General features: G+C 69.2%; 20 protein-coding genes, 1 tRNA gene and 1 pseudogene. 10 read left to right on the forward strand and 12 right to left on the reverse strand.

Going from position 1 to position 21921, the window contains the following annotated elements:
• The 5 genes from ETD86_RS55830 to ETD86_RS37960 form a co-directional block, all read left to right on the forward strand.
• Positions 1-330: hypothetical protein (locus tag ETD86_RS55830; protein ID WP_425465682.1), on the forward strand; the 330-nt coding region annotated here is incomplete at its 5' end.
• Between the two features lie 23 nt (positions 331-353).
• A complete protein-coding gene (locus tag ETD86_RS37945) occupies positions 354-1535 on the forward strand; it encodes a DUF3631 domain-containing protein (RefSeq protein WP_138671484.1) in 1182 nt (393 codons plus the stop codon).
• A gap of 193 nt (positions 1536-1728) precedes the next feature.
• On the forward strand, positions 1729-1923 hold the full coding sequence (locus ETD86_RS58595; RefSeq protein ID WP_138671498.1) for a helix-turn-helix transcriptional regulator: 195 nt from the start codon (positions 1729-1731) through the stop codon (positions 1921-1923).
• Position 1924: 1 nt separating this feature from the next.
• Positions 1925-3301: a tyrosine-type recombinase/integrase gene (locus ETD86_RS37955; RefSeq protein WP_138671485.1), complete on the forward strand. Its 1377-nt coding sequence runs from the start codon at positions 1925-1927 to the stop codon at positions 3299-3301.
• Between the two features lie 107 nt (positions 3302-3408).
• On the forward strand, positions 3409-4587 hold the full coding sequence (locus tag ETD86_RS37960) for an HNH endonuclease (RefSeq protein WP_211370571.1): 1179 nt from the start codon (positions 3409-3411) through the stop codon (positions 4585-4587).
• A gap of 179 nt (positions 4588-4766) precedes the next feature.
• Here the strand turns inward: ETD86_RS37960 and ETD86_RS37965 are convergent.
• Positions 4767-4848 (reverse strand) — tRNA-Tyr (locus ETD86_RS37965).
• A 329-nt stretch (positions 4849-5177) separates the two neighbouring features.
• Between ETD86_RS37965 and ETD86_RS37970 the strand changes: the two genes are divergently transcribed.
• On the forward strand, positions 5178-5669 hold the full coding sequence (locus ETD86_RS37970) for a YajQ family cyclic di-GMP-binding protein (protein ID WP_138671487.1): 492 nt from the start codon (positions 5178-5180) through the stop codon (positions 5667-5669).
• A 344-nt stretch (positions 5670-6013) separates the two neighbouring features.
• Here ETD86_RS37970 and ETD86_RS37975 read toward each other — a convergent pair whose 3' ends face one another.
• Together ETD86_RS37975 and ETD86_RS37980 are read right to left on the reverse strand one after the other, a co-directional pair.
• Positions 6014-6301, reverse strand: coding sequence for a hypothetical protein (locus tag ETD86_RS37975; protein WP_138671488.1), 288 nt, complete (start codon positions 6299-6301; stop codon positions 6014-6016).
• Between the two features lie 48 nt (positions 6302-6349).
• Complete coding sequence (locus ETD86_RS37980) at positions 6350-6742, reverse strand: DUF6326 family protein (protein ID WP_138671489.1); 393 nt, start codon at positions 6740-6742, stop codon at positions 6350-6352.
• 244 nt (positions 6743-6986) lie between these two features.
• Between ETD86_RS37980 and ETD86_RS37985 the strand changes: the two genes are divergently transcribed.
• From ETD86_RS37985 to ETD86_RS37995, 3 genes are all read left to right on the forward strand, one after another.
• Positions 6987-8207 carry a sensor histidine kinase gene (locus ETD86_RS37985; RefSeq protein WP_138671490.1) on the forward strand — a complete coding sequence of 407 codons (1221 nt, stop codon included), beginning with the start codon at positions 6987-6989 and terminating at the stop codon, positions 8205-8207.
• Positions 8186-8866: a response regulator gene (locus ETD86_RS37990; RefSeq protein WP_211370574.1), complete on the forward strand. Its 681-nt coding sequence runs from the start codon at positions 8186-8188 to the stop codon at positions 8864-8866. Before ETD86_RS37985 ends, ETD86_RS37990 begins: the two co-directional genes overlap by 22 nt.
• A 213-nt stretch (positions 8867-9079) precedes the next feature.
• Positions 9080-10822, forward strand: coding sequence for a pyruvate dehydrogenase (locus ETD86_RS37995; protein ID WP_138671491.1), 1743 nt, complete (start codon positions 9080-9082; stop codon positions 10820-10822).
• Positions 10823-10955: 133 nt separating this feature from the next.
• Here ETD86_RS37995 and ETD86_RS55835 read toward each other — a convergent pair whose 3' ends face one another.
• Positions 10956-11231, reverse strand: a complete 276-nt coding sequence (locus tag ETD86_RS55835; RefSeq protein ID WP_170223479.1) for a hypothetical protein — start codon at positions 11229-11231, stop codon at positions 10956-10958.
• Positions 11232-11345: 114 nt separating this feature from the next.
• On the opposite strand from ETD86_RS55835, the gene ETD86_RS38005 reads away from it, so the two are divergent.
• Entirely contained in the window at positions 11346-11819 is a 474-nt protein-coding gene (locus ETD86_RS38005) for an NUDIX hydrolase (protein WP_170223480.1), read from the forward strand.
• Here ETD86_RS38005 and ETD86_RS38010 read toward each other — a convergent pair.
• From ETD86_RS38010 to ETD86_RS38045, 8 genes and pseudogenes are all read right to left on the reverse strand, one after another.
• Positions 11791-13266, reverse strand: coding sequence for a hypothetical protein (locus tag ETD86_RS38010; RefSeq protein WP_246148817.1), 1476 nt, complete (start codon positions 13264-13266; stop codon positions 11791-11793). The genes ETD86_RS38005 and ETD86_RS38010 overlap by 29 nt on opposite strands.
• A gap of 31 nt (positions 13267-13297) precedes the next feature.
• Positions 13298-14149 (reverse strand): zinc metalloprotease HtpX, encoded by an 852-nt coding sequence (htpX, locus tag ETD86_RS38015; protein WP_138671494.1) that lies wholly within the window; start codon positions 14147-14149, stop codon positions 13298-13300.
• A 104-nt stretch (positions 14150-14253) separates the two neighbouring features.
• Positions 14254-15747, reverse strand: coding sequence for an NADH-quinone oxidoreductase subunit N (locus ETD86_RS38020; protein ID WP_138671495.1), 1494 nt, complete (start codon positions 15745-15747; stop codon positions 14254-14256).
• Positions 15744-17408 carry a complex I subunit 4 family protein gene (locus tag ETD86_RS38025; RefSeq protein WP_138671500.1) on the reverse strand — a complete coding sequence of 555 codons (1665 nt, stop codon included), beginning with the start codon at positions 17406-17408 and terminating at the stop codon, positions 15744-15746. Before ETD86_RS38025 ends, ETD86_RS38020 begins: the two co-directional genes overlap by 4 nt.
• Entirely contained in the window at positions 17408-19294 is a 1887-nt protein-coding gene (locus ETD86_RS38030; RefSeq protein WP_138671496.1) for an NADH-quinone oxidoreductase subunit 5 family protein, read from the reverse strand. Before ETD86_RS38030 ends, ETD86_RS38025 begins: the two co-directional genes overlap by 1 nt.
• Before the next feature lie 290 nt (positions 19295-19584).
• A pseudogene (gene nuoK, locus ETD86_RS38035) lies at positions 19585-19917 on the reverse strand (NADH-quinone oxidoreductase subunit NuoK); the annotation flags it as partial.
• Positions 19917-20723, reverse strand: a complete 807-nt coding sequence (locus tag ETD86_RS38040; protein WP_246148820.1) for an NADH-quinone oxidoreductase subunit J family protein — start codon at positions 20721-20723, stop codon at positions 19917-19919. The gene ETD86_RS38040 and the pseudogene nuoK, both read right to left, overlap by 1 nt.
• Positions 20720-21337, reverse strand: coding sequence for a hypothetical protein (locus ETD86_RS38045; RefSeq protein WP_138671497.1), 618 nt, complete (start codon positions 21335-21337; stop codon positions 20720-20722). Before ETD86_RS38045 ends, ETD86_RS38040 begins: the two co-directional genes overlap by 4 nt.
• Positions 21338-21921: the final 584 nt, after the last annotated feature.

Genomic DNA, 21921 nt, shown 5'->3' on the forward strand with positions numbered 1-21921 from the left:
CCCCCACCACAACCCACCACGGCAACGATCGCCGAACTGCTGGCCGACCTGCCCGCCCGCCGACTGACCGCCTACGGCCACGCCGCCCTGACCGGCGAGATAGAACGCGTGGCCACCGCCCCGGACGGAGGCCGCAACCGCGCCCTCAATCTCGCCGCCTGGAAACTCGGCAAGCTCATCGCCCGCGGCGCCCTGCCCCGCGAACTGGTCGAACACGCCCTGCAAACCGCCGCCGAGACCGCCAACAGCCGCAGCCCCGATCCGCGCCCACCGCACGCCCTGGCCGCCGTCATCGGCTACGGCATCGACGCCGGCATACGCACCGCATGAACCCGACCCACCTGGGAGACACCATGACCCAACGGCATCCGCCCACCGGCGCCGCCCTGCTGGACCAGCTCCGCGCCGCCCTGACCCGCTACGTCATCCTGCCCAGCACCGAAACCGTCGACGCCGTCACGCTGTGGATCGCGGCCACCCATGCTCAACCCGCGATGGCCCACGCCCCGCGGCTGGTCATCCGCGGCCCCGAAAAGCGGTGTGGCAAGTCCCGGCTGCTGGACATCGTGGAAGCCACCTGCCACGACCCGTTCATCACCGTCAACTCCTCATCGCCGGCCATCTACCGCTCCATCACCGCCGATCCGCCCACCATCTTGGTCGATGAGGCAGACACCATCTTCGGCCCCAAGGCCGATGGGAATGAGGACCTGCGCGGGCTGCTGAACGCCGGCCACCAGCGCAACCGGCCGGCCAAACGCTACGACGCGGCCCGCAACCAGGTCGAAAGCATTCCGACCTTCGCCATGGCCGCACTCGCCGGTATCGGCGCCATGCCCGACACCATCGAAGACCGCGCCATCATCGTCCGGATGCGGCGCCGCGGCCCCGGCGAGAAGGCCGCCCCCTACCGCCACCGCCGCGACCGCACCCCACTCCGCGAGCACCTGGCCGGAGCACTCAACCAGTGGCTACGCGCCGACCTGACCGCATTGGAGGAAGCCGAACCCGCCATGCCCGTCGAAGACCGCGCCGCCGACACCTGGGAACCCCTCATCATTATTGCCGACCACGCCGGCGGCACCTGGCCCGACCGTGCCCGCGCCGCCGCCGTCGCGCTGACCGCCGAGGCCGACGACAACGGCCGACCCTCCGCAGGGCTACGCCTGCTCACCGACTGCCGCACCGCGTTCGGCGACGACACCGCCCTGCCCACCGCCGTCCTCCTGGAACGGCTCAAGGCCAACCCGGAAGGGGAGTGGAACGAGCACGGGCCGGCCGGACTCAGCCCGCGCAAGCTCGGCGTCATGCTGAGCGAGTACGACATCCGCTCCGCCAACATCCGCTTCCCCACCGGGCAGGCCAAGGGCTACCAGCGCGCCGATTTCGCCGATGCATGGGCGCGCTACTGCCCCGCCCTCGACCCGCTTCCCGAGGGCGATGTCGTGCCCTTCGGCAGGGGTACCCGTCCCAACCGTCCCAACCTCGTCAGTGCAGGTCAGCGCGGGACGGAAAGCATGCCTGGGACGGGTTGACCCGTCCCACCCCTTCTACCCGTCCCAGGCTTGACCTGCGGAAATGAGCTTGGGACGGATGGGACGGGTACCCCCTCAAACTCCGTCTACACGGCCCTCAGGTCCTTCGTGACGATCATCAATGCAGCGCCAAGGGCCATCTCTCCGCTCCGAATCCTCCCTGAAAGGGAATGCTGTGAAGGCTGACCGCATCATGAACAGCGACGCCCTACTGACGATCGCAGAGGTACTTGCAGAGCTTCAGGTAGCCCGAAGTACCTTCGACGCATGGAGGTCACTCGGTCTCGCCCCTGAGTGCATCAAGCTTCCGAACGGCAAGCTTCGTGTACGACGAAGCGCGCTCAACGCATGGCTGGCCACGCGTGTGGAAATGGCGGAGGCGAGCTGACGTGACGCTCTCCCACGACGTACAGATATGGAAGCTGGCCACCCGCAAGCGCAACCGCGGGCACGGGGTCCGCTGGCGAGTCGAGAAGAACGAGTTCTCTAAGTGGTTCGCCACTTACGCCCTCGCTGACAGTTACCGCTCCCGCCTACTGCGGTGTACTCGGAAGGGGGAAGGGTTCGACACCGACAGCGGCATGCCAGAGTCGATCCTGCGAGAACAGCGTGCCGTTACATGGTTCGAGCTCGCGTGCCGGTATGTAGACCTCAAATGGCCCCGAGCCGCGGCGAAGACTCGGACCTCTACCGCTGATGCCCTCGCCACCGTGACGCCCGTACTCGTCACGAGCACCCGGCACATGCCAGAGCCTGAGGTCCTTCGTGAGGTGCTGTATGGCTGGGCATTCCACAAGACGCGCCGTGACCAGGGCGAGCCCGAAGGCGACGTCGCGGAGGCGCTGACCTGGATTCGCGAGAGTTCCCTCAAAGTGACTGCTCTTGATGAGAAGGACCGACGCTCTGAACTCATCCGCGGCGCTCTCAACGCACTCGCCCTCCGCATGGATGGCAAACCGGCCGCGGCTACCACGGTCGCTCGGAAACGCGCCGTGTTCCACGGCGTACTCACTTATGCCGTGGAGCTGGACATTCTTCCAGCGAACCCGATCGACAAAGTGAGCTGGAAAGCACCGAAAGTCGCCGAAGAGGTAGACCGCAGAGCTGTGGCAAGTCCGCGCCAGATCCAAGCACTACTGGCCGCAGTCAAGGCTGAACGGCCCGAGCTGGCCGCATTCTTCGGGTGCCTGTACTACGCCTTCATGCGTCCCGGAGAGGCCGTCTCCCTCCGATTGGAGAACTGCATAAGCCTGCCCGAAGCTGGCTGGGGCCGTCTCGTCCTCACAGACAACTCCCCACGCGTCGGCGCCCAGTGGACCGACACCGGCAAGAGTCACGACGAGCGCCATCTGAAGCACCGTGCCGAAAAGACCAAGCGGGAGGTGCCCATCCCGCCCGTTCTTGTACGACTGCTGCGGGATCATCTCAAGCGGTCCGATGTGGAAACCGAGGATGAGCTGCTGTTCCGCGGCGCCCGCGGCGGTCCTCTCAGTGAGAGCGTCTACGGCCCCATCTGGCAGCGAGCCCGCAAGGCTGCCCTGTCCCCCGCTCAAGTCCGCTCACCCTTGGCGGCAAGGCCGTATGACCTCCGACATGGTGGTGTAACCCTTGCCTTGAACGCGGGGGTGCCCGCCCCCGAAGTCGCGCGCCGCGCTGGCCACAGCGTGGAAGTTCTACTACGGGTTTACGCCGGATGTATCGACGGCCACGATCGAATCTGGAATACGCGGATAGACGAAATCCTCAAAGGAGACGGCGAGGATTAGAGCGACATGTCCCACGGTCGCGACGACGACACAGCACGGCATCGGGGGCGAAACTGTCAGTGCAGAGCCTTACCCTGCCTTGCAGAGAAGAAGAGGCGGAGGTAGCCGTGGGGGGGCTGGCAGATCTGACAGATCCCGATGCTGTCCTGAAGGCAGCAAGCGAATATGACCAGGTAGGACGACACGAGTTCCTCACGCAGTACCAGTTCGGGGAGGCCCGGCAGTATTTCCTCCGGCTCAACGGACGCCTCTACGACGCGAAGGCCGTCGTTGGGGTGGCCTACGGCTACCAAACCAGCCAAGGGGCGCTCTCCAACGACCAGCTCTCGGGAGGGGTAGCTGCCGCCAACCGGGCGCTTGAACGACTTGGTTTCGAGGTAATCAACTCTCACCCGACCAACACCGCCGCCGAGCTGCAATGGCGCCTGGCTGTGTGGAGTCACCTACGAGCCATCTCAACCGCGCTAAGCACGGTTGTAGTTCGCCCTGCCGAGCTTCATGCGTTCGGCGCCTACGGTGGCGCACAGGGCGTGTGGGTCGATGCGAAGCGCACGAAGCAACTCCACCAAGATGGCATCGCGGTATCCGTCCTTCACACCGGCCGGCACTACCCAGACGACCTCTCTAACGACGGCATCCTCTACCACTACCCCGACACAAATCGCCCACCCGGCCGTGATGAGTCCGAGGTGAAGGGGTTGAAGGCTGCATCGGAGCTCCAGATGCCCGTCTTCGTCATCACCCAACCAACCGCCACCATGCGAGAAGTCAGGCTCGGCTGGATTGAGGGGTGGGAGGACAAGAGCAAGCTTTTCTCCATCGCCTTTTCAGACACTCCTCCTCCGCCGGCACAGGTCGAAGCACCTTCGCTGGACGAGCCCTTTGACCTCATGCGGCCGCCTCGCAAGGCTTCGACCCGCAAAGTGCCTCAACGCCCCAACCAGCGGATGTTCAAGCTGCGGGTCTTCCGACGCTATGGCCCCCGCTGTCCGCTGTCGGGCGTCTCGGTTCCGGAGCTGCTCGAAGCCGCACATATCGTGGGCTACGCCAAGGGTGGCAGCGACGACCCGAGGAATGGCCTCCCCTTGAACGTCGCTGTCCATCGTGCATTCGATGCTGGGCTATTCGCGATCAATCCCGACACCCTCGAAGTCGAGACGCGTCCCTCTGGCCCTGATGCGGACGCTCTGGGTATTCGCTACCCGGCCGGCTTGAAGGACCTACCTATGCATCCCCACCACGATGCGTTGCTCTGGGCCTACGAACGCTGGCAGGCACAGCGTTGATGGTCTCCCTCCTGGGGCGCTGGAACGCGAACGCCCCAAGAGGATCTACGCGCTCCCGGTGTTCCGTGACTGTTCCGTGGATCGCTGGCAACCACCGGGAATGGCCGGTAGTTGCTGGATAACGAGAACGGCCCCTGATCTCAGCGTTTCCGCTGGTCAGGGGCCGTTCTTCCTGCGTGTGGCAGGTGCAAGGTTCGAACTTGCGTAGGCTGAGCCGACGGTTTTACAGACCGCTCCCTTTGGCCACTCGGGCAACCTGCCTTGTCAGCCGCTCTCGCGGCGACACACAGAAGGATAGCGGACTTCCGAGGTGTATGTGACACCGGTTTGTCCCGTGCCGGATTGTGGCGTCATGCTCAACCGGAACTAGCGGGGGACCAGTCTCATCCACGTCCCGGGGCAAAGCGGTGCTGTTCGGGGCAAGGGGTTGGGAAGGGTGATCATTGGCGTACGGGGGCGGCGGCCTGCACGGCGAGCCGATGCTGGCTAGGCTCGTTCGCTGGGTCCGCTCGTTCGCTGGGTCCGCGCGTTTCGCGTACGCCGGGGAAGCAGGATCCGCGTAGTGCTTCGCAGCTGAGAGGGTGGGTGTTTTGGCCGATTCGTCTTTCGACATCGTCAGCAAGATCGACCGACAGGAGGTCGACAACGCTCTGAACCAGACGGTCAAGGAGATCGGGCACCGGTTCGACTTCAAGGGCACCGGGGCGAGCATCAGTTGGTCCGGGCAGGACAACATCGAGATCAAGGCGAACAGTGAGGAGCGGGCCAATGCCGCGCTCGACGTGTTCAAGGAGAAGGTGATCAAGCGAGGGCTCTCGCTGAAGATTCTCGATGCGGGTGAGCCGAAGCTGTCCGGCAAGGAGTACCGCATGCTGGTCAGCCTCAAGGAGGGCATCGATCAGGAGCACGCCAAGAAGATCTCCAAGCTGATCCGCGACGAGGGGCCCAAGGGGATCAAGGCGCAGATTCAGGGTGAGGAGCTTCGGGTCAGTTCGAAGAAGAAGGATGATCTGCAGGAGGTCATCTCGCTGCTCAAGGGCAAGGATCTGGATATTGCTCTGCAGTTCGTCAACTACCGATAGCTGCTGAGTGCACATCTCCGAGGCGGTGTGCGGTCGTGGGGGACGCAGAGGGCGCGTGGAGGTGGGGTCGGACGCCTGACAGCATGGCCGGGCGCGTTGAGGGCGCGGGCGGCCATGCGTCTTTTCCGATCGCCATGCCGTTCTGCTGGCGACGTGCGGTTCCTCCCGACGTGTGGATTCTCCCGACGTGTGGATTCTCCCGACGTGTGGATTCTCCCCCGCTGTGCGGCTGTAGATCGAGGCGACGGCGTCCTGGCAAGGAACAGGCAGTACGGTGCTGAGCGCTCCGGTCACACCGAGGGAGTTGAAGGCGCCCTGGGATTCCAGCGTCCCAGTGCTCGCGCCTACTCCTGATCCTGGTGCTCGGCGTAGGCCAGGTGATCGAGCAGGAGGCGCAGCGCCATCTCGCCACCGAACATGCCGGGCCGGCGAAGCGCCTGGTTGAGCCGGGTCTTGAGGTAGGCGCGGATCTCGGCCGACGAGCGCGGGCCGGGGAAGGTCGTCATGATGCTCATTCTCATGTCACAGCCGTCCGACGCTTCCGAGAGCCCGGTGCGGGCCCGGTCCACGCCCTCCTCGATCGCGCCTTCGCCCGCCTGCGCGCCCAGGCATGCGTGGACTGGCACGCGCATCTGACGAAGGCCGCCTTGAGGCCCGCCGGGCCCGGCATCGGCGAAGCCTCATCCCGCAGGACGGCTCACGGCCGGTGAGGTGTCCATGCGCCAGGCCTGCCGCAGGATGACGGCCAAGCACACCACTTCCACGGCGGCCAGGACCAGGTAATGGGGTTTCGCCGATCCGCCGCCGATGATGAACGCCGCGGTCAGCGGGACCGCCACCAAGGTGACCCGCCGGGTCACCGCCGGTTTCAACACACGCGACAACACCACCATCACGATCGGGATCTCGACCATGACCGCGGATGCCACCAGGAGCAGCGGGGTGACGGGTACGCCCTCGGCATGCCCCGCCATGAGCCCCCGCAGAAATCCGGCGTTCAGGAAACTGAGGACATCCGCGTAGAGCATGGTGAACATGACGACGATCCACAGGGTGGAGAGTCTTGCTCGCACGTCACTCATTTCGGCCTCGGCGCCTTTCTGGGTCGTTGGACGGGGGGTCCGGGGATTCCCGGCCGGTTCCGCGCGGCTGCCGGCGATGACGGAAGCTGCCCGTACCGGTCATGGGGACAGGCTGGCGCGACGGGCGGGCGCATCGCTACGGCCGCAGGTCGGCGCCCGGATGGCCGAAGGTTGGCGGTACGGGATCTACTTTGGTCGGATTCCGCTGGGCCGGGGGCGGCCGTACTCTTTGGTCGTGACGACCCCGGCAGGCCTGGACCATCGGATCCTGCTCCCCGCCAGCGCGCTCAGCGGCCCCGAGCCCGCCCCGGTGCGCCCGGCCGGACGCACCAGGCGCGATTGGGCGGCCGATGTGGCGTTGTTCCTGCTGGCCATCGGCCTCACGGCGCTCAGCGTGGTGGAAGGCCTCGGCCAGCATCCCGCACCGGTGCCGTTCGCGGTGGACACCGCCCTCGGCGGGCTGAGCTGCCTGGGGGTGTGGCTGCGCCGACGCCGGCCGGTCGGCTTCGCGGCGGTCGCGGTGGCGTTCAGCGTCTATTCGATGTCGGCCGCGGGGGTGGCGCTGATCGCGCTGTTCACCGTCGCGGCGCACCGGCGCGTGGCGGTGGCCGGCCCGATCGTGGCCGGGTGCGTGCTGGTGCCGTTCCTGACGCCGCTGGTCCGGCCGGACGTCCCGGTGTCGCCCTGGTGGCAGGTTCTGCTGGGCTTCGCCTGCATCGCCGCGGTGCTCGCCTGGGGGATGTTCGTACGAGCCCGGCGGCAGTCCCTGCGCGAACGGGCCCGGCGGGTCGAATCCGAGCGGGAACTGCGCCTCGCCCAGGTCCGCCAGTCCGAACGCGACCGGATCGCCCGGGAGATGCACGATGTGCTCGCTCACCGCCTGTCCCTGCTCAGCCTGCACGCCGGGGCGCTGGAGCTTCGTCCCGACGCCGCGCCCGAGGAGGTCGCCCGGGCCGCCGGGGTGATCCGCGACAGCGCGCACCGGGCGCTGGAGGATCTGCGCGAGGTCATCGGCATGCTCCGCGCCGGCCTCGACCGGTCCGAGGAGGGGCCGGAGCGGCCCCAGCCCACCCTGGTCGATCTCCCCGACCTGGTCGATCAGTCACGGCGCGCGGGCATGCGGGTGCTGCTCGACTGCCGGGTGGGGGAACCGGCGGCCGCGCCCGCGGCGATCGGGCGCGGCGCGTACCGGATCGTGCAGGAAGGGCTGACCAATGCCCGCAAGCACGGCCGCGACGGCCAGGTGTCGGTGGCCGTCGGCGGGGCGGCGGGGAAGGGGCTGACGGTCGAGGTGCGCAACGCGGCCGGCGCCACCGCCGTCGCCGGGATCCCGGGCGGCGGCAGTGGCCTGATCGGCCTGGCCGAGCGGGCCGGCCTGGCCGGTGGACGGCTGGAGTACGGCCCGACCCCCGCGGGTGAGTTCCGGCTGTGGGCATGGCTGCCGTGGCCGAGGTGAACGCCGCGATCCGGGTTCTCATCGTGGATGACGACCCGCTGGTACGGGCCGGCCTGGCGATGATCATCGGCGGTTCGCCCGAGCTGAGCGTGGTGGGCGAGGCGGCCTGCGGAGCCGAGGTGCCCGCCGTGGTGGAGGCCTGCGCCCCGGACGTGGTGCTGATGGACATCCGCATGCCCGTGCTGGACGGCCTGGCCGCCACCGAGCTGCTGCGTGCCCGGCCCGACCCGCCCGAGGTCATCGTGCTGACGACCTTCGACGCCGACGAGTACGTGCTGCGCGCCCTGCGCGCGGGGGCCAGCGGCTTCCTGCTCAAGCACACGCCGCCCGCCGAGATCCTGCGCGCGATCGTACGGGTGTCGGCCGGGGAGCCCATCTTGTCGCCGACGGTGACCCGCCAGTTGATCGCCCACGTCGCCGACACCGGCGCCGCCGCCCGGCGGCAGCACGCCGTACGCGTGCTGAGCCTGCTCAGCGAACGGGAACGGGAGGTGGCCGTCGCCGTGGGCCGGGGCAGGTCCAACGCCGAGATCAGCGGCGAGTTGTTCATGAGCATCGCGACCGTGAAGGCCCACATCTCGCGCATTCTCGACAAGCTCGACCTCAACAACCGCACCCAGATCGCCCTGCTCGCCCACGACGCCGGCCTGACCGGCTGAACCTCACCCCGGCGGCACCTGACCCGGATGCCCGCCGTCTCGCCTCCCGGGCGCGTTCTGGGCTCTGTGCTCTCCAGGACGGGAGCACGCGTCCCGTTTCCGCCACTCTTCGTACCGGCGGAAACGGGAACGCTAGCCGGGACGAGATTCGGCCGATTGAGGGCGGGGGTCCGCAGGCCGACCGGGGGTTCGAGCAGACGGGGGCGTCGAGGTATGGCCAAGCAGAGCGTCGCGGAGCAGTTCGTCGACATCCTCGCGCGGGCCGGGGTCGAGCGGTTGTACGGCGTCGTCGGTGACAGCCTCAATCCCGTCACCGACGCCGTACGCCGGCATCCGGCGATCGAGTGGGTGCAGGTGCGGCACGAGGAGGTCGGGGCGTTCGCGGCAGGCGCGGAGGCGCAGCTCACCGGGCGTCTGGGCGCGTGTGCGGGCAGTTGCGGCCCAGGCCATCTGCACCTGGTCAACGGGTTGTTCGACGCGCAGCGCAGCATGGCGCCGGTGCTGGCGCTGGCCGCCCACATCCCCAGCGCCGAGATCGGCACCTCGTTCTTCCAGGAGACCCACCCGGACCGGTTGTTCGCCGAATGCAGCCACTACTCCGAGCTGATCTCACATCCGGCGCAGATGCCGCGCATCCTGCAGACTGCCATCCAGCACGCGATCGGCCGCTCGGGCGTCGCGGTCGTCAGCATGCCGGGCGACATCGCCGGCCAGGACGCGCCGCAGCGGACCGCCGAACCTGCCCTGCACACCCGGCGGCCGGTCGTACGGCCCGGTGAGGCCGAGATCGCCGAGCTGGGCCGGCTGGTCGACGAGGCCGAGAAGATCACACTGTTCTGCGGCAGCGGCACGGCCGGCTCCCACCAGGAGGTCATGGCCTTCGCCGAACGCGTCAAGGCACCGGTCGGGCACGCGCTGCGCGGCAAGGAATGGATCCAGTACGACAACCCGTTCGACGTCGGCATGTCCGGCCTGATCGGCTACGGCGCCGCCTACGACGCGATGCACGAGGCCGACCTGCTCATCCTGCTCGGCACCGACTTCCCCTACACCGCCTTCCTGCCCGGCGACGTGCGCATCGTCCAGGTCGACATCCGCCCCGAGAACCTGGGCCCTCGCTGCACACTGGACCTGGCCGTCTGGGGCGACGTCCGCGAGACCCTGCGCGCGCTGACGCCGCAGGTACGGGAGAAGAGCGAGCGCCGCTTCCTGGACCGCATGCTGAAGAAGCATGCCGACGCCCTGGAGGGCGCCGTCGCCGCCTACACCCGCGACGTCGGGCAGCACCGCCCGATCCACCCCGAATACGTCGCCTCCCTGCTGGACGAGGAGGCCGCCGAGGATGCGATCTTCACCGCCGACACCGGCATGTGCACCGTCTGGGCGGCCCGCTACCTGTCCCCGAACGGCCGGCGCCGCCTGCTCGGCTCCTTCTCCCACGGGTCGATGGCCAACGCCATGCCCCAGGCCATCGGCGCGCAACTGACCGACCGCGGCCGGCAGGTCATCTCCCTGTCGGGCGACGGCGGACTCTCCATGCTGATGGGCGACCTGCTCACGCTGCCGCAGTACGACCTGCCGGTCAAGATCGTGCTGTTCGACAACTCCGCGCTCGGCATGGTCGACCTGGAGATGATGGTCGCCGGCTTCCCGCCCTACGGCACGACCTACCCGCCTGCCGACTACGCGGCCATCGCCCGCGCGGCCGGTGTTCACGGCATCCGGGTCGACGATCCACACGACGTGCGAGACGCGCTCCGCCAGACACTCGACCACGACGGACCGGTCCTGCTCGATCTCGTCACCGACCCCAACGCCCTGTCCATACCCCCGCACATCACCGGACAGCAACTGGCCGGCTTTGCCACCACCACCAGCAAGCTCGTGCTCAGCGGCGGCGTGGGCCGCATGATCCAGCTCGCCCGCTCGAACCTGCGCAACATCCCACGCCCATGACCTTCGACGAGCACGCGCATGCATGATGTACGTGAATTGCCTTTTATCACGTACATGAGCGACCACGGCCCGGCACCGACCAGGCCAACCGTCCCCAGCAGTCGTGCGCGACTCGGGTACGTTATCCGGCACATCATGCGGACCGGCTCGGCGAGCAGCCCCCGGTGGCCGACATGAGCAGCGCGCCGAAAGTCGCCGCCCTGTTCAGCCGCGACCGGCCGCTCGCCGAGATCTCCGACACCGAGATCGGCAACGCGCTCGCCGAGTTGTGGGGGACGAGTTCGCCGGCGACCCGCAACCGCGCCGCCGTCGCCTCCTGGCTGTCCTGGTGCCAGGCCAAGAAGCCCTGGGCGGCGCCGTCGGTCCCGGCCGAGCCGACGAGCTCGACCGCGCCGCCGTCGCGAGCCAAGCCAAGAACCTGTCGTTCCACTGACAGAAACGTGTCGCTCAACACCCGCCACGACTTCCGGTGTGCGGCTCTTCTGGCGGCAATCGTGCGGGCACGGTCGTAAGGTCGGGGGATGTGACGAAGATTCCGCTGCGGCGCTTTACGGCGCGTGCTCTGCCCATCGACGACCAGGACCGGGTGCTCCTCTTGCACGGATTCGATCCCGAGCGGCCCGATCAGCCGTTCTGGTTCACCATCGGCGGGGCCTTGGAGGACGGTGAGACGCCGCCTGAGGCGGCCGCGCGGGAGTTGTACGAGGAGGCCGGGATCCGGGCGGGCGCCGAGGAGTTCAGCGGGCCGTACGGGACGAGCACGATCGAGTTCTCCTGGGCGGGATACGCCATCACGCAGGACCAGACTTTTCTCGCGGTACGGGTGGGCGACGCGGTCGTGTCGTTCGAGCACATGGAGCAGATCGAAAAGGACACGACGACCGGTTACCGGTGGTGGAGCGTGGAGGAGCTCGAGAGCACCGAGGAGGTCTTCTTCCCCGAGGATCTCGCGGCCATTCTGCGGAAGGTCACTGCGGGCGGCGCAGGATTCGCGTAGCTCCCGCTATCAGAGCCGTCGCCAGGATCCAGCCGGAGACGATCAGCGCGTACGCCAGCCACTGCGTCCACCCACCCGGGTCGAAAAGCTCTCGTTGCCCGAATGCGGGCAGCGGAAGCAGCAGGTCGAAGGTGTACGCAAATGAGTTGAAATCGGGGCTCTCGGCGGGTTTGAGGGCTCGGGGTGGGTTGAGGCCGAAGACCACCGTGCCGATCGCCAGCAGGAGCGTGAACCACATGCCCGCCAGCCAAGGTCGGTAGCCGTACCCGACCGCGACGTCGAGCAGCCGGCCCCAGATCCGGCCGCCAAGCCCTTGCGTCTGGCGTCTGGCGCGAAGTTTGGCCAGCTGGGCGCGGCGGGCCAGGGCGTCGTTGCCGTCGCTGACGTACCAGGCGGCCAGTTGCTCGTACGGCTGTGGGCGGAAGCCCTCGGGGTCCCGCGTGACCCACTCGACCCGCCGGGCGACGCCGGCGCCGCGCAGTCGTTCGTACGTCAGGCCGCTCAGGCGCAGCTTCTCCGGCCACGTGGCCGGGTCGTCGTGCAGGGTGCCGACCTTGGAGTGCGCGAGGGTGACGACGCCGTCGACGGGCTCGGCGGGCTTGAGGTAGAGCTCGCGGACCTCCATGTGGCTCATGTGGAGGGCGTAGCGGGTGTCTGGGCTGTGGACGGTGCCGTTCAGGGAGAACGTTCCGTTGATGCGGGCGCCGCGGACCCGTACGCAGCCGTCTGCGTGGAATCCGTCGGTGCAGCGCATGATGTCCTCGACGACCATGTTGTCGGCTGTGAGGGCTTCCTTGCCGGGATTGCGGAGTGTCGCGCCTTCCAGGAATAATCCACCGTTCAGGCGGGCGCCCACCAGGCTCACGCCCCCGGTGAGGTCGGCGTTACGCAGGAACATGCCCGAGTCGACGACGGCGGCGTTCGCGTACAGCCCCCATGTGCCGTCGTCGCTCGTGATCTTGGTGCCGCCGAGCCACAGGCCGCTCTCGAACACGGCGCGGCCGACGCGGACGGTTCCGGTGATGTTGGAGCCGGAGAGGCTGAGGTGGCCCGCGACTCGCATGCCGCCGCCGCTGAGGCCGGGGAACGTGCAGTCGATCAGTCGGATGGTTCGGGTGGTGGCGTTGGTGAGTCGAATGGGCTCGTCCAGATGGCAGCCGCTCAGCACCAGTTCGTGCTGGATAGTGCCGCCCAGGGCCGTGAGCTGGCCGGTGATCCTGGCGCCGCGTAGCCGTACTGCGGGGACTGAGCCGGCTCCCCCGTCGCGGGCGCCGAGGAGCAGGGAGGCGATCACCTTGGCCCGGACCGTACGCTCGGGGCCCCAGGTGTCGCCGTCCTTGGGCGCGTTCTGCCCGGCGGGGCAGTCGGTGTCACACGCGACCGGGCCGAAGTCGACGTAATCGCCTGTGGGGAAGGCGTTCCATAGCTTGCGCTCAGCCTCGGTCAAGCGGGGGGTTCGGCCCATGTGGCAGCTCGGCTCAGCGGCGGTAGCCGGCCATGCGCTCGAGGCGGGCGACGCGCTCGGACGTGGGCGGGTGGGTCGAGAAGAGGCGGCCGACGCCGGAGCCGCTGAACGGGTTCGCGATCATCAGGTGGGACGCCGAGGTGAGGCGGCTGTTCTCGGGGAGCGGGAGCCGGCGGGCGCCCATCTCGATCTTGCGGAGCGCGGAGGCCAGGGCGAGCGGATCGCCGGTGAGCCTGGCGCCCGACTCGTCGGCCTGGAATTCCCGCGTACGGGAGATCGCCATCTGCACCATCCCCGCCGCCACCGGCCCCAGAAGCATCATCAGCAGCGCGCCGACGAATCCCGGTCCCTCGTCGTCGTCGGAGCCCCCGAAGAACACGGCCACGTAGCTGAGCCAGGTGATCATCGTGGCCAGCGCGCCGGCCACGGATGAGACGAGAATGTCCCGGTTGTAGACGTGCGACAGCTCGTGCCCGATCACGCCGCGCAGCTCGGCCTCGTCGAGCAGCTGCGTCAGCCCGTACGTGACGCAGACCGCGGCCTGGCGCGGGCTCCGGCCCGTCGCGAACGCGTTCGGCTGCGCCGTCGGCGAGATGTACAGCCGTGGCATGGGCTGGCGGGCCTCGGTCGACAGCTCGCGCACGATCCGGTAGAGCGTGGGCTGCTCGACCTCGCTGACCGGCCTGGCCCGCATCGCCGACAGCGCGATCCGGTCGGAGAAGAAGTAGGCGGCGCCGTTGCTCACCAGGGCGAGCACGAGCGCGATCTGCACACCGGTGCCGCCGCCCAACCACGCGCCCGCCGCCACAATCAGCGCCGACAGGCCGCCGAGTAGCACGGCAGTGCGCAGACCGTTGTGGTGCAAGGTTCCCCCCTTCGTGGTGTGGGTCCACCACGTGCAACGAAGACGACCCGGCTCTTCGTTCCCCGGCGTGCTCAGCTGAGGGCGGAGCGCGACTTTCGCGATTCTCATCTGGTGGACAACGCGGTCACGTCCAGGACCAGTTGCGGCGCGATCGAGAACAGGATCGCCGCCGCCACGGCCAGGCCCATCGCGGACCAGATCGCCGGTGGCGGGCGGTGCACGGCGGGTGCCATGCCCGCCGCCGGGGTGAACAGGCGTGCCGTCCACACGGCGTAGTAGTAGAGGCCGATCACGGTGTTGACGGCCATGACCAGCGCGAGCCAGCCGGTGCCGCCCTCGACGATCTCGCGGAAGACGAAGACCTTGGCGAAGAGCCCGGCCAGGCCCGGCGGCAGCCCGGCCAGGCAGACCAGGCAGAACGCGAGCGCGACGCCCGCCACCCGGCTGCGGTGGACCAGGCCGCGGTAGTCGTCGAGCTCGTTGCGGGGGGCCGTTCTGGAGACGAGCATGACGACCGCGAACGCGCCGAGGTTCATGGCCGCGTAGATGACGAGGTACGCGGTGGACGCCCCGATCGCCGCCTGCGTGCCGATCGCGAGCGGGGCCAGGATGTAGCCGGACTGCGCCACCGAGGACCAGGCCAGAAGACGTACGGCCGAACGCTGGCGCATGGCGAGCAGGTTGCCCGCGGTCATGGTCAGCGCGGAGATGATCGCGATGATGGGGGTCCAGGTGGCGGCCTGCCCGGCCAACGCCGTGACCAGGATGAGGATCAGTCCGGCGAACCCTGTCGCCTTGGAGATCACCGACAGCAGGGCGGCCACCGGGAGCGGAGCGCCCTGGTAGACGTCGGCCGCCCAGGAGTGGAACGGCACGGCCGCGATCTTGAACGCGAACCCGGCCACGACCAGGACGACGCCGACCGTGACGACGGCGGGCAGGCCCTGGTCGGGAAGGGCCGTGCCCGGCGCCGGGATCTGGCCGCTGAAGACGGCGGACAGCCGAGACAGGTAGACCGTGCCGGCGATGCCGTACAGGAGGGAGACGCCGAACAACATGATCGCCGTGGACACGACGGACACGACGAACAACTTCACGGCGGCCTCGGAAGAGCGGCCGTCGTAACGCTTCAGCGCGGTCAGGGCGAACACCGGCAGCGAGACCAGCTCCAGTGCCACCACCAGCATGATCAGATCTCGAGAGGCGGGCAGGGTCACCGCGCCCACGAGGGTGCAGAGCAGGAGGAAGTACCACTCGCCGACCGGGATGCCACCTCCTGCCAGCTCGGTCATCGACATCAGGATGACGACCACGGCGGCCACCAGCACCAGGCCGGCGAAGACCAGCGTGAACCCGTCGGCGACGAAGGAACAGAGCGCCTTGTCCGTTGGGACGCAGAACGTCTGGCCTCCCCGCCCCGCCATCTGGGCGATGACGAAGCCCAGGGAGAGCACGACGCCCGCGAGCGTGGTCAGCCCCAGCAGGGTCTTCGTATGCGGGCGGACGGGGAGGAAGGCGTCGAGCAGCAGCACCAGGCCGGCCACGACGGCCAGCACCAGCGGGGGTGCGATGACGAAATAGTCGATCTGCTGGATCATGACAGGGCTCCCAGCAGGGTCTGCACGGCCGGTGTGGTGAGGGAGAGCAGGAGGCCCGGCCAGAGGCCGAAAAGGAGGATCAGGGCCACGAGCGGCGTCCATGCCAGCAGTTCGTAGGTCCTGATGTCATCCGCCGCCGGTGGCTCCAGAACTGCGGTCGTCTCTTTGGCGGACACGACCGGGCGCTCGTCCGGGGTTTCGCGGACCAGGCGGTCGTCTGCGGCCCCGGACGGGAGGTCCGGGGTTTCGCGGACCAGACGGTCGTCCGCGGCCCCGGTCGGGAGGTCCACGGTCCGCTGGGGGCGGCCGTGGGTGACGCGGGAGAGCATGACCAGGAAGTACGCGGCCGTCAGGACCGCGCCCAGGCCGCCGATCACCATGTAGGCGAGGAACAGGCCGCGCGGCAGCCCGTTCGCCGGCTGGTACGCGCCGTAGAGCGCCAGCATCTCGCCCCAGAACCCGGCCAGCCCCGGCAATCCGAGCGAGGCGATGGACGCGTACGTGAGCACCGACCCCAGGCGCGGCAGCGTGGCCAGCATGCCGCCGCCGAGCGATGGCATGTCGGCGGTGTGGTAGCGCTCCTTGACCGCGCCGGCCAGGAAGAACAGCAGGCCGGTGATCAGGCCGTGGGCGACGTTGGCGAAGAGGGCGCCATTGATGCCGGCCGGGGTCAGCGTGGCGAAGCCGAGCAGGACGAAGCCCATGTGGCCGACGGAGGAGTAGGCGATCATGCGTTTGAGGTCACGCTGGGCGAGGCATGCCAGGGCCCCGTACACGATGCCGACCACCGCGAACGCGCCCAGCCACGGCGCCACCGCCACCGCCCCTTCGGGAAGGATGGGGATGGCGATCCTGGCGAAGCCGTACGTGCCCATCTTCAGCAACACCCCGGCCAGCAACACCGAACCCACGGTGGGGGCTTCGGTGTGGGCGTCGGGCAGCCAGGTGTGCAGCGGCCACATGGGGGTCTTGACGGCCAGACCGATGCCGATGGCCACGAACGCCAGGATCTGCACCGATCTGGCCATGCCGCTGCCGTGGGCCGCGCTCAGCGCCTCGATGTCAAGAGTGCCGGCCTGGGCCCAGATGAGGAGCAGGCCGAGCAGCATCACGACCGAGCCGAGCAGCGTGTAGAGAATGAACTTGATCGACGCCGCTCGCCGGCCCTCGCCGCCCCAGATACCGATCAGGAAGTACATCGGGATCAGGACGATCTCGAAGAACACGAAGAAGAGCAGCAGGTCGAGGGCGAGGAACGTGCCGATCATGCCGACTTCGAGCACGAGCAGCGTGAACACCAGCGCCCTCGGCCTGGCACTCATCAACTGGCCGGGGGCGCGGGCGCTGCCCCAGGACAGGTAGACGAAACACAGGAACGTCAGCAGGGCCGTCAACGCGATCAGTGGCAGCGAGATCCCGTCGACGCCCAGGTGGAAGCGGAGGCCGAGCCCAGGGATCCAGGGGATGTCCACCTCGAACTGCTGCCGCGCGGCCTGGCCGTAGTCGAACGTCCCCACCAGCAGCGTGGCCAGCGCCAGCGTGACGCCGGAAAGGACCAGCCCGTACGTGCGTAGCGCCGGGCGGAGGGCCTGCGGGGCCAGGACGAGGGCGAGCGCGCCGAGCAGCGGCACGGCCAGCAACCCGACGGGAACCCAGCCCATCATGCGAACATCACCGCCCCCACCGCGATCAGGAGGACACCGGCCAGTATGCCGCTGACATAGAGCTGGACGTTGCCGTTCTGGGCCAGGCGCAGCACCCCGGACAAGCCACGGGCCGACCTGCCGGAGCCGCGTACCGCCCCGTCCACGACCACGTCGTCCGTCCGGACGACGAGCCTGGCCAGGGCCAGGACCGGTCGGACGAACAGGGCGGCGTAGCCGCGGTCCGCGTAGAACGCCTGCTCACACGGCACCCGCAGCGGGCCCAGCAGGCGGGCGGGGTCGGCGACGGGATCGATGCGCCAGAACGCGTACACCACCCCCGCGCCGAGCAGCGCGAGGACGACGCTGATGGCGGCCACGCCCAGGTCCACGTGGAGCCCGCCGGCGAAGCCCAGCAGGAGGGCGGGGACGGCGAGGAGGATGACGGGCACGAGCATCGTCCGCGGGGCCTCCGTGACGTCCACGACGTGCGCCGTGCCGGGCTCCGGCTCGGGCAGCGCCACCGCCCTCGCCTCGCCGAAGAACGTGCGGAGCCAGGCACGGGCGGCGTACGCGCCGGTGACGGCCACGGTGGCGAGCGCGCAGCCGTACAGGAGGAGCGCCGCCGCGTCCGTCAGTGTGCCGGTGGCCAGGGCGTCGTCCATCGCCGCCAGGATCGAGTCCTTGCTGAAGAAGCCGCTGGCCGGAGGGAGGCCCATCAGGGCGGCGAAGCCGACCGTCATCGTCACGAACGTGACCGGCAACTCCCGGCGCAGGCCGCCCATCTGCGTCATCAGGTTGGAGCCGACGTGGTGGATCACCGCTCCGGCGCAGAGGAAGAGCAGCGCCTTGAACGCGCCATGCGTCAGCAGGTGGAAAATGGCCGACGTGTCGGAGCCCGCGGCCAGGCCGCCTGCCATGTAGGCGAGCTGGCTGACCGTGGAGTAGGCGAGCACGCGTTTCAGGTCGTCCTGTGCCAGCGCGGCCAGGGCGGCGCCGAGCATGCCCAGCGCCGCCACGACGGCCAGCACGTCCAGCGTGGGCGGGGCGGCGCGGAACACGTCGAAGAGCCTGGCGACGATGAAGATCCCGGCGGCGACCATGGTGGCGGCGTGGATCAGCGCGCTGATCGGTGTCGGGCCCGCCATCGCGTCGGGGAGCCACGTGTGCAGCGGGACCTGGGCGCTCTTACCTGCCACGCCTGCGAGGAGGAGCATGGTGGCGGTCACGGCAGTGGCCGTGGACATCTCCGGCACCTTCGCCAGCACGTCCGCGATGCGGAAGCTGCCCGCGGCCTGGCCCAGCACGAAGATCCCGAAGAGGAAGCCGACGTCGCCGAGGCGGGTCACGAGGAACGCCTTCACCGCGGCTCGCGAATTGCCCCTGTCCTCCCACCAGTGGCCGATGAGAAGGTAGGAGCAGAGGCCCATGATCTCCCAGCCGACGTAGAGGACCAGGAGGTCGCCCGCGTACACGACCAGGAGCATCGCGCTGGTGAACAGGCTGATGAACGCGCTGTAGGACGGGTAGCGGGGGTCGTCTTCGAGGTATCCGACCGAATAGACCTGCACGGCCAAGGCGACCAGGGTCACCAGGACGCCGAGGAGGCCGGACAGGGCGTCGGCCTGGAGGGTGAGCGAGATCGGGATGGCGCCCGTGGTCACCGTGCCGTAGGTCTGGCCCGTGGGCGAGGTGGTTTCCCCTGCGAGGAACGCGAAGCCCGGGTCCCAGGCCAGCCAGGCCGCCAGCACTGCTGAGGCGGCGGTGGGGAGGACGGCCAGCCAGGCCGCGCGCGCGTTCGCCCGTCGCCCGGCCGGTCTTGGGTGGGGCCAGCGTGACAGCAGGAGGCCCGCGAAGGCGGCCATGAAGGGCAGGAGGACGGCCAGCAGCGGGAAGGTGGTCATAGCCGGCCACCTCGCTTCACCGGCTCCTCGCCGCCGTGGCCGCCCTTGGCGTCTTCCCGGGTGCCACGGTCCTCATTGCGCTCTGAGGGGTCGCCCGCACGGTCCTGGCCGGACGTGTGAGTGTCATGGGACGACTGGCCGGGATCGGGTGCGGTGCCGGACGCAGGAGCGACATCGGGATCGCCGATCCAGCCTGGACCGGCGTCGCGTCCTGAGGGGGCGACCGTGGGGTCCGGCCCATCCTCCGTGCGGCCCGCCTGAGCTCGTGCCGACGCTGGGCCGGTCGGGGCGGTGATGGCCGCCGGTGGGTCGTCGGCAGGCTCGGCGAGGTCACGGAGGTGGTCGATGTCGACCGTGCGGCGGTTGCGGTAGAGGGCGAGGACGATCGCGAGGCCCAGGCCCACTTCGGCGGCCGCGATGACGATGACGAAGAGGGTGAGCACCTGGCCGCTGTGCAGGCGGTCGGCGAGCCACACGTCGAAGGCCACCAGGTTGAGGTTGACAGCGTTGAGCATCAGCTCGACCGACATCAGCACGAGGATCGTGTTGCGGCGGGCGAGCACGCCGTAGACGCCGATCGAGAAGAGGAGCGCGGAGACGACTGCCGGGTAGACGATATGCACTAATGACCCCCGGGGTGATCGGGTGCCGAGCTGCCGCCGGTCTGACGGAGTGCTGAATTGTCTGTGGTCTGGTCGGGTGGCAAGGAGTCTCCGGCCTCGGTGCGCGCTGAAGAAGCCGATGCCTGAGCGGGCCGCGAGGAATCCCTGGTCTGGGCTGAGGGTGAAGAATCCCGTGTCTGGGCGGGAGGCAGGTGGTCCTCGGATTGGTCGGGTGCCGTGGGATGCGGCGTTTGACCAGGTGGTGGGGAGGTGCCGGTCTGGGCCGGTGGTGAGCCGCCGGGGATGTCGGTACGGGACAGGACGATGGCGCCGATCAGTGCGGCGAGTAGCAGCACGGACAGTGCCTCGAAGGGCAGCACCCAAGTGGCGAACACGCTCGCGCCCAACTCCTTGGCGGCGCCTGGGCCGGGCGTGAGCGGCGTGTACGCCGAGCGGAATCCGTCGATCACCACCGTGACGAGGATGGCGGCCGTCGCCACCGCCACCAGGGCGGAGAGGAGCCGGTTGCCGCTGTCGAGGTCCGCGGAGCGGCCGATCGGGGCGCGGGTGAGCATGATGCCGAACAGCATCAGCACGACCACCGCGCCCACGTAGATCAGCACCTGGACCCATGCCACGAACTCGGCCGTCAGCACCAGGTAGCAGCCCGCCAGGGCCCCGAAGCAGACCACGAGCCAGAGGGCGGCGTGGACCAGTTGTTTGGTCATGACGACAAGCAGCGCCGATCCGACCACTACCGCGCCCAGCAGCAAGAAGACGATCTCTTGCCCGGTGGGTGACAGGTAGGAGGGCACCGCCTCGGTCACGACTCCTCCTCGGACTCCCTCGTCTTGTCAGGGTCGAGCCGTCCGGGCGGGCGGATGGACCGTGGATCGGCCATCTTGCGCCTGCGGGGGCTCGCGGCAGAAGTCTGCTCCTCCGGCTCGGGTCGCGGTTGCGGATCGGCCGAGGCTGTGGACAACTTTTCTGAGGTTGGGTCGCCTGTGGACGAAGCCGGGCCCTGAGGCTGCTCTCCTGCGGAGGAGGCTTCGGTGTCCACCCCTTCCTCAGCGGCGCCGGAGTGGGCGGTTTCCGCTGCGGCGCCGGAGTGGCCGGTCTCCGTCCCTTCGGAGGTCGGCTCGCCATCCTCGGGTGTGCTGGGAGCGGACTCGGCATCGTCGGTGTTGTCGGAGGTACGCCCGCCGCTCTCCGCCGTCCCGGACGGGGATCCGCCACCGTCGGCCGGCCCGGCGGCAGGTTCACGGCTCACCGTCGGCTCGGAGGCGGGCTCGCCGCCCCCTGCTGGACGGGGAGCGGGCTCGGCTGCCGGGCTGGTGGGAACGGCGCTGTCTGTGGATGGAGTGGCGCCTTCGGCCCGGTGCGGAAGGGGCTGGACCTCGGGGAGGGCGCCGGGTGGGCGGATTCCGCGTACGTTCGACATCGGACGACGTTGGCGCTGAGGCCTGCCTGCGGTGTCTGGTGCCGCTGCGGGGGCTTCGCCCGGCGCGCTCGTGGACGGTTGCGCGTCTTGTGCGCCGACCGTGGGTTCCGTGCCGGCTACGTGGCTGGGCTCTTCCATTCCTGGGAGGGTCGGTTTCGCGCCTGCGTCGGTCTGCGTCGAAGTGACGTCGCGAGCAGGTGTACGGTCCGCGGGCTCGGTGCCGGCCGGCCCTGCTGTCTCGGTGTCCGGCGTCTGGGAGGCGGCCGGGGCTGCCGGGCGGGTGGCGCGGTCGGCGGCTCCTCCGGAGGTCGCCGGTTCCGCACCCGAACTGGAGGGCGGTGCGGTGGCCGGGCCAGAGACGGCTTCGGAGACCGGCCCAGAGACGGCTTCGGTGGCCGGCCCGGAGGCGGCGGACGGGCCGGTTCCGCGATCGGAGGCCGGGCCGGTTCCGCGATCGGAGGGCGGGCGTGAGGGACGTTCGGCGCCCTGGCGGGATGGGCGGTCGCCGGACGTGCGGGATGGGCGGTCGGCGCCCTGGCGGGATGGGCGGTCAGCGGACGGGGCGGTGCCGCGGTCCGTAGCCG

This window comes from Nonomuraea turkmeniaca (genome assembly GCF_005889735.1).
Lineage (GTDB): Bacteria > Actinomycetota > Actinomycetes > Streptosporangiales > Streptosporangiaceae > Nonomuraea > Nonomuraea turkmeniaca.

Excerpts from the sequence above, each read along its gene's own strand:
- ETD86_RS37945 (WP_138671484.1), top strand. The coding sequence starts at position 354 with ATGACCCAACGGCATCCGCCCACCGGCGCCGCCCTGCTGGACCAGCTC.
- ETD86_RS58595 (WP_138671498.1), top strand. The coding sequence starts at position 1,729 with ATGAACAGCGACGCCCTACTGACGATCGCAGAGGTACTTGCAGAGCTT.
- ETD86_RS37975 (WP_138671488.1), bottom strand. The coding sequence starts at position 6,301 with ATGCGCGTGCCAGTCCACGCATGCCTGGGCGCGCAGGCGGGCGAAGGC.
- ETD86_RS37990 (WP_211370574.1), top strand. The coding sequence starts at position 8,186 with ATGGCTGCCGTGGCCGAGGTGAACGCCGCGATCCGGGTTCTCATCGTG.
- ETD86_RS37995 (WP_138671491.1), top strand. The coding sequence starts at position 9,080 with ATGGCCAAGCAGAGCGTCGCGGAGCAGTTCGTCGACATCCTCGCGCGG.
- ETD86_RS38020 (WP_138671495.1), bottom strand. The coding sequence starts at position 15,747 with ATGATCCAGCAGATCGACTATTTCGTCATCGCACCCCCGCTGGTGCTG.
- ETD86_RS38025 (WP_138671500.1), bottom strand. The coding sequence starts at position 17,408 with ATGGGCTGGGTTCCCGTCGGGTTGCTGGCCGTGCCGCTGCTCGGCGCG.
- ETD86_RS38030 (WP_138671496.1), bottom strand. The coding sequence starts at position 19,294 with ATGACCACCTTCCCGCTGCTGGCCGTCCTCCTGCCCTTCATGGCCGCC.
- ETD86_RS38045 (WP_138671497.1), bottom strand. The coding sequence starts at position 21,337 with ATGTCGAACGTACGCGGAATCCGCCCACCCGGCGCCCTCCCCGAGGTC.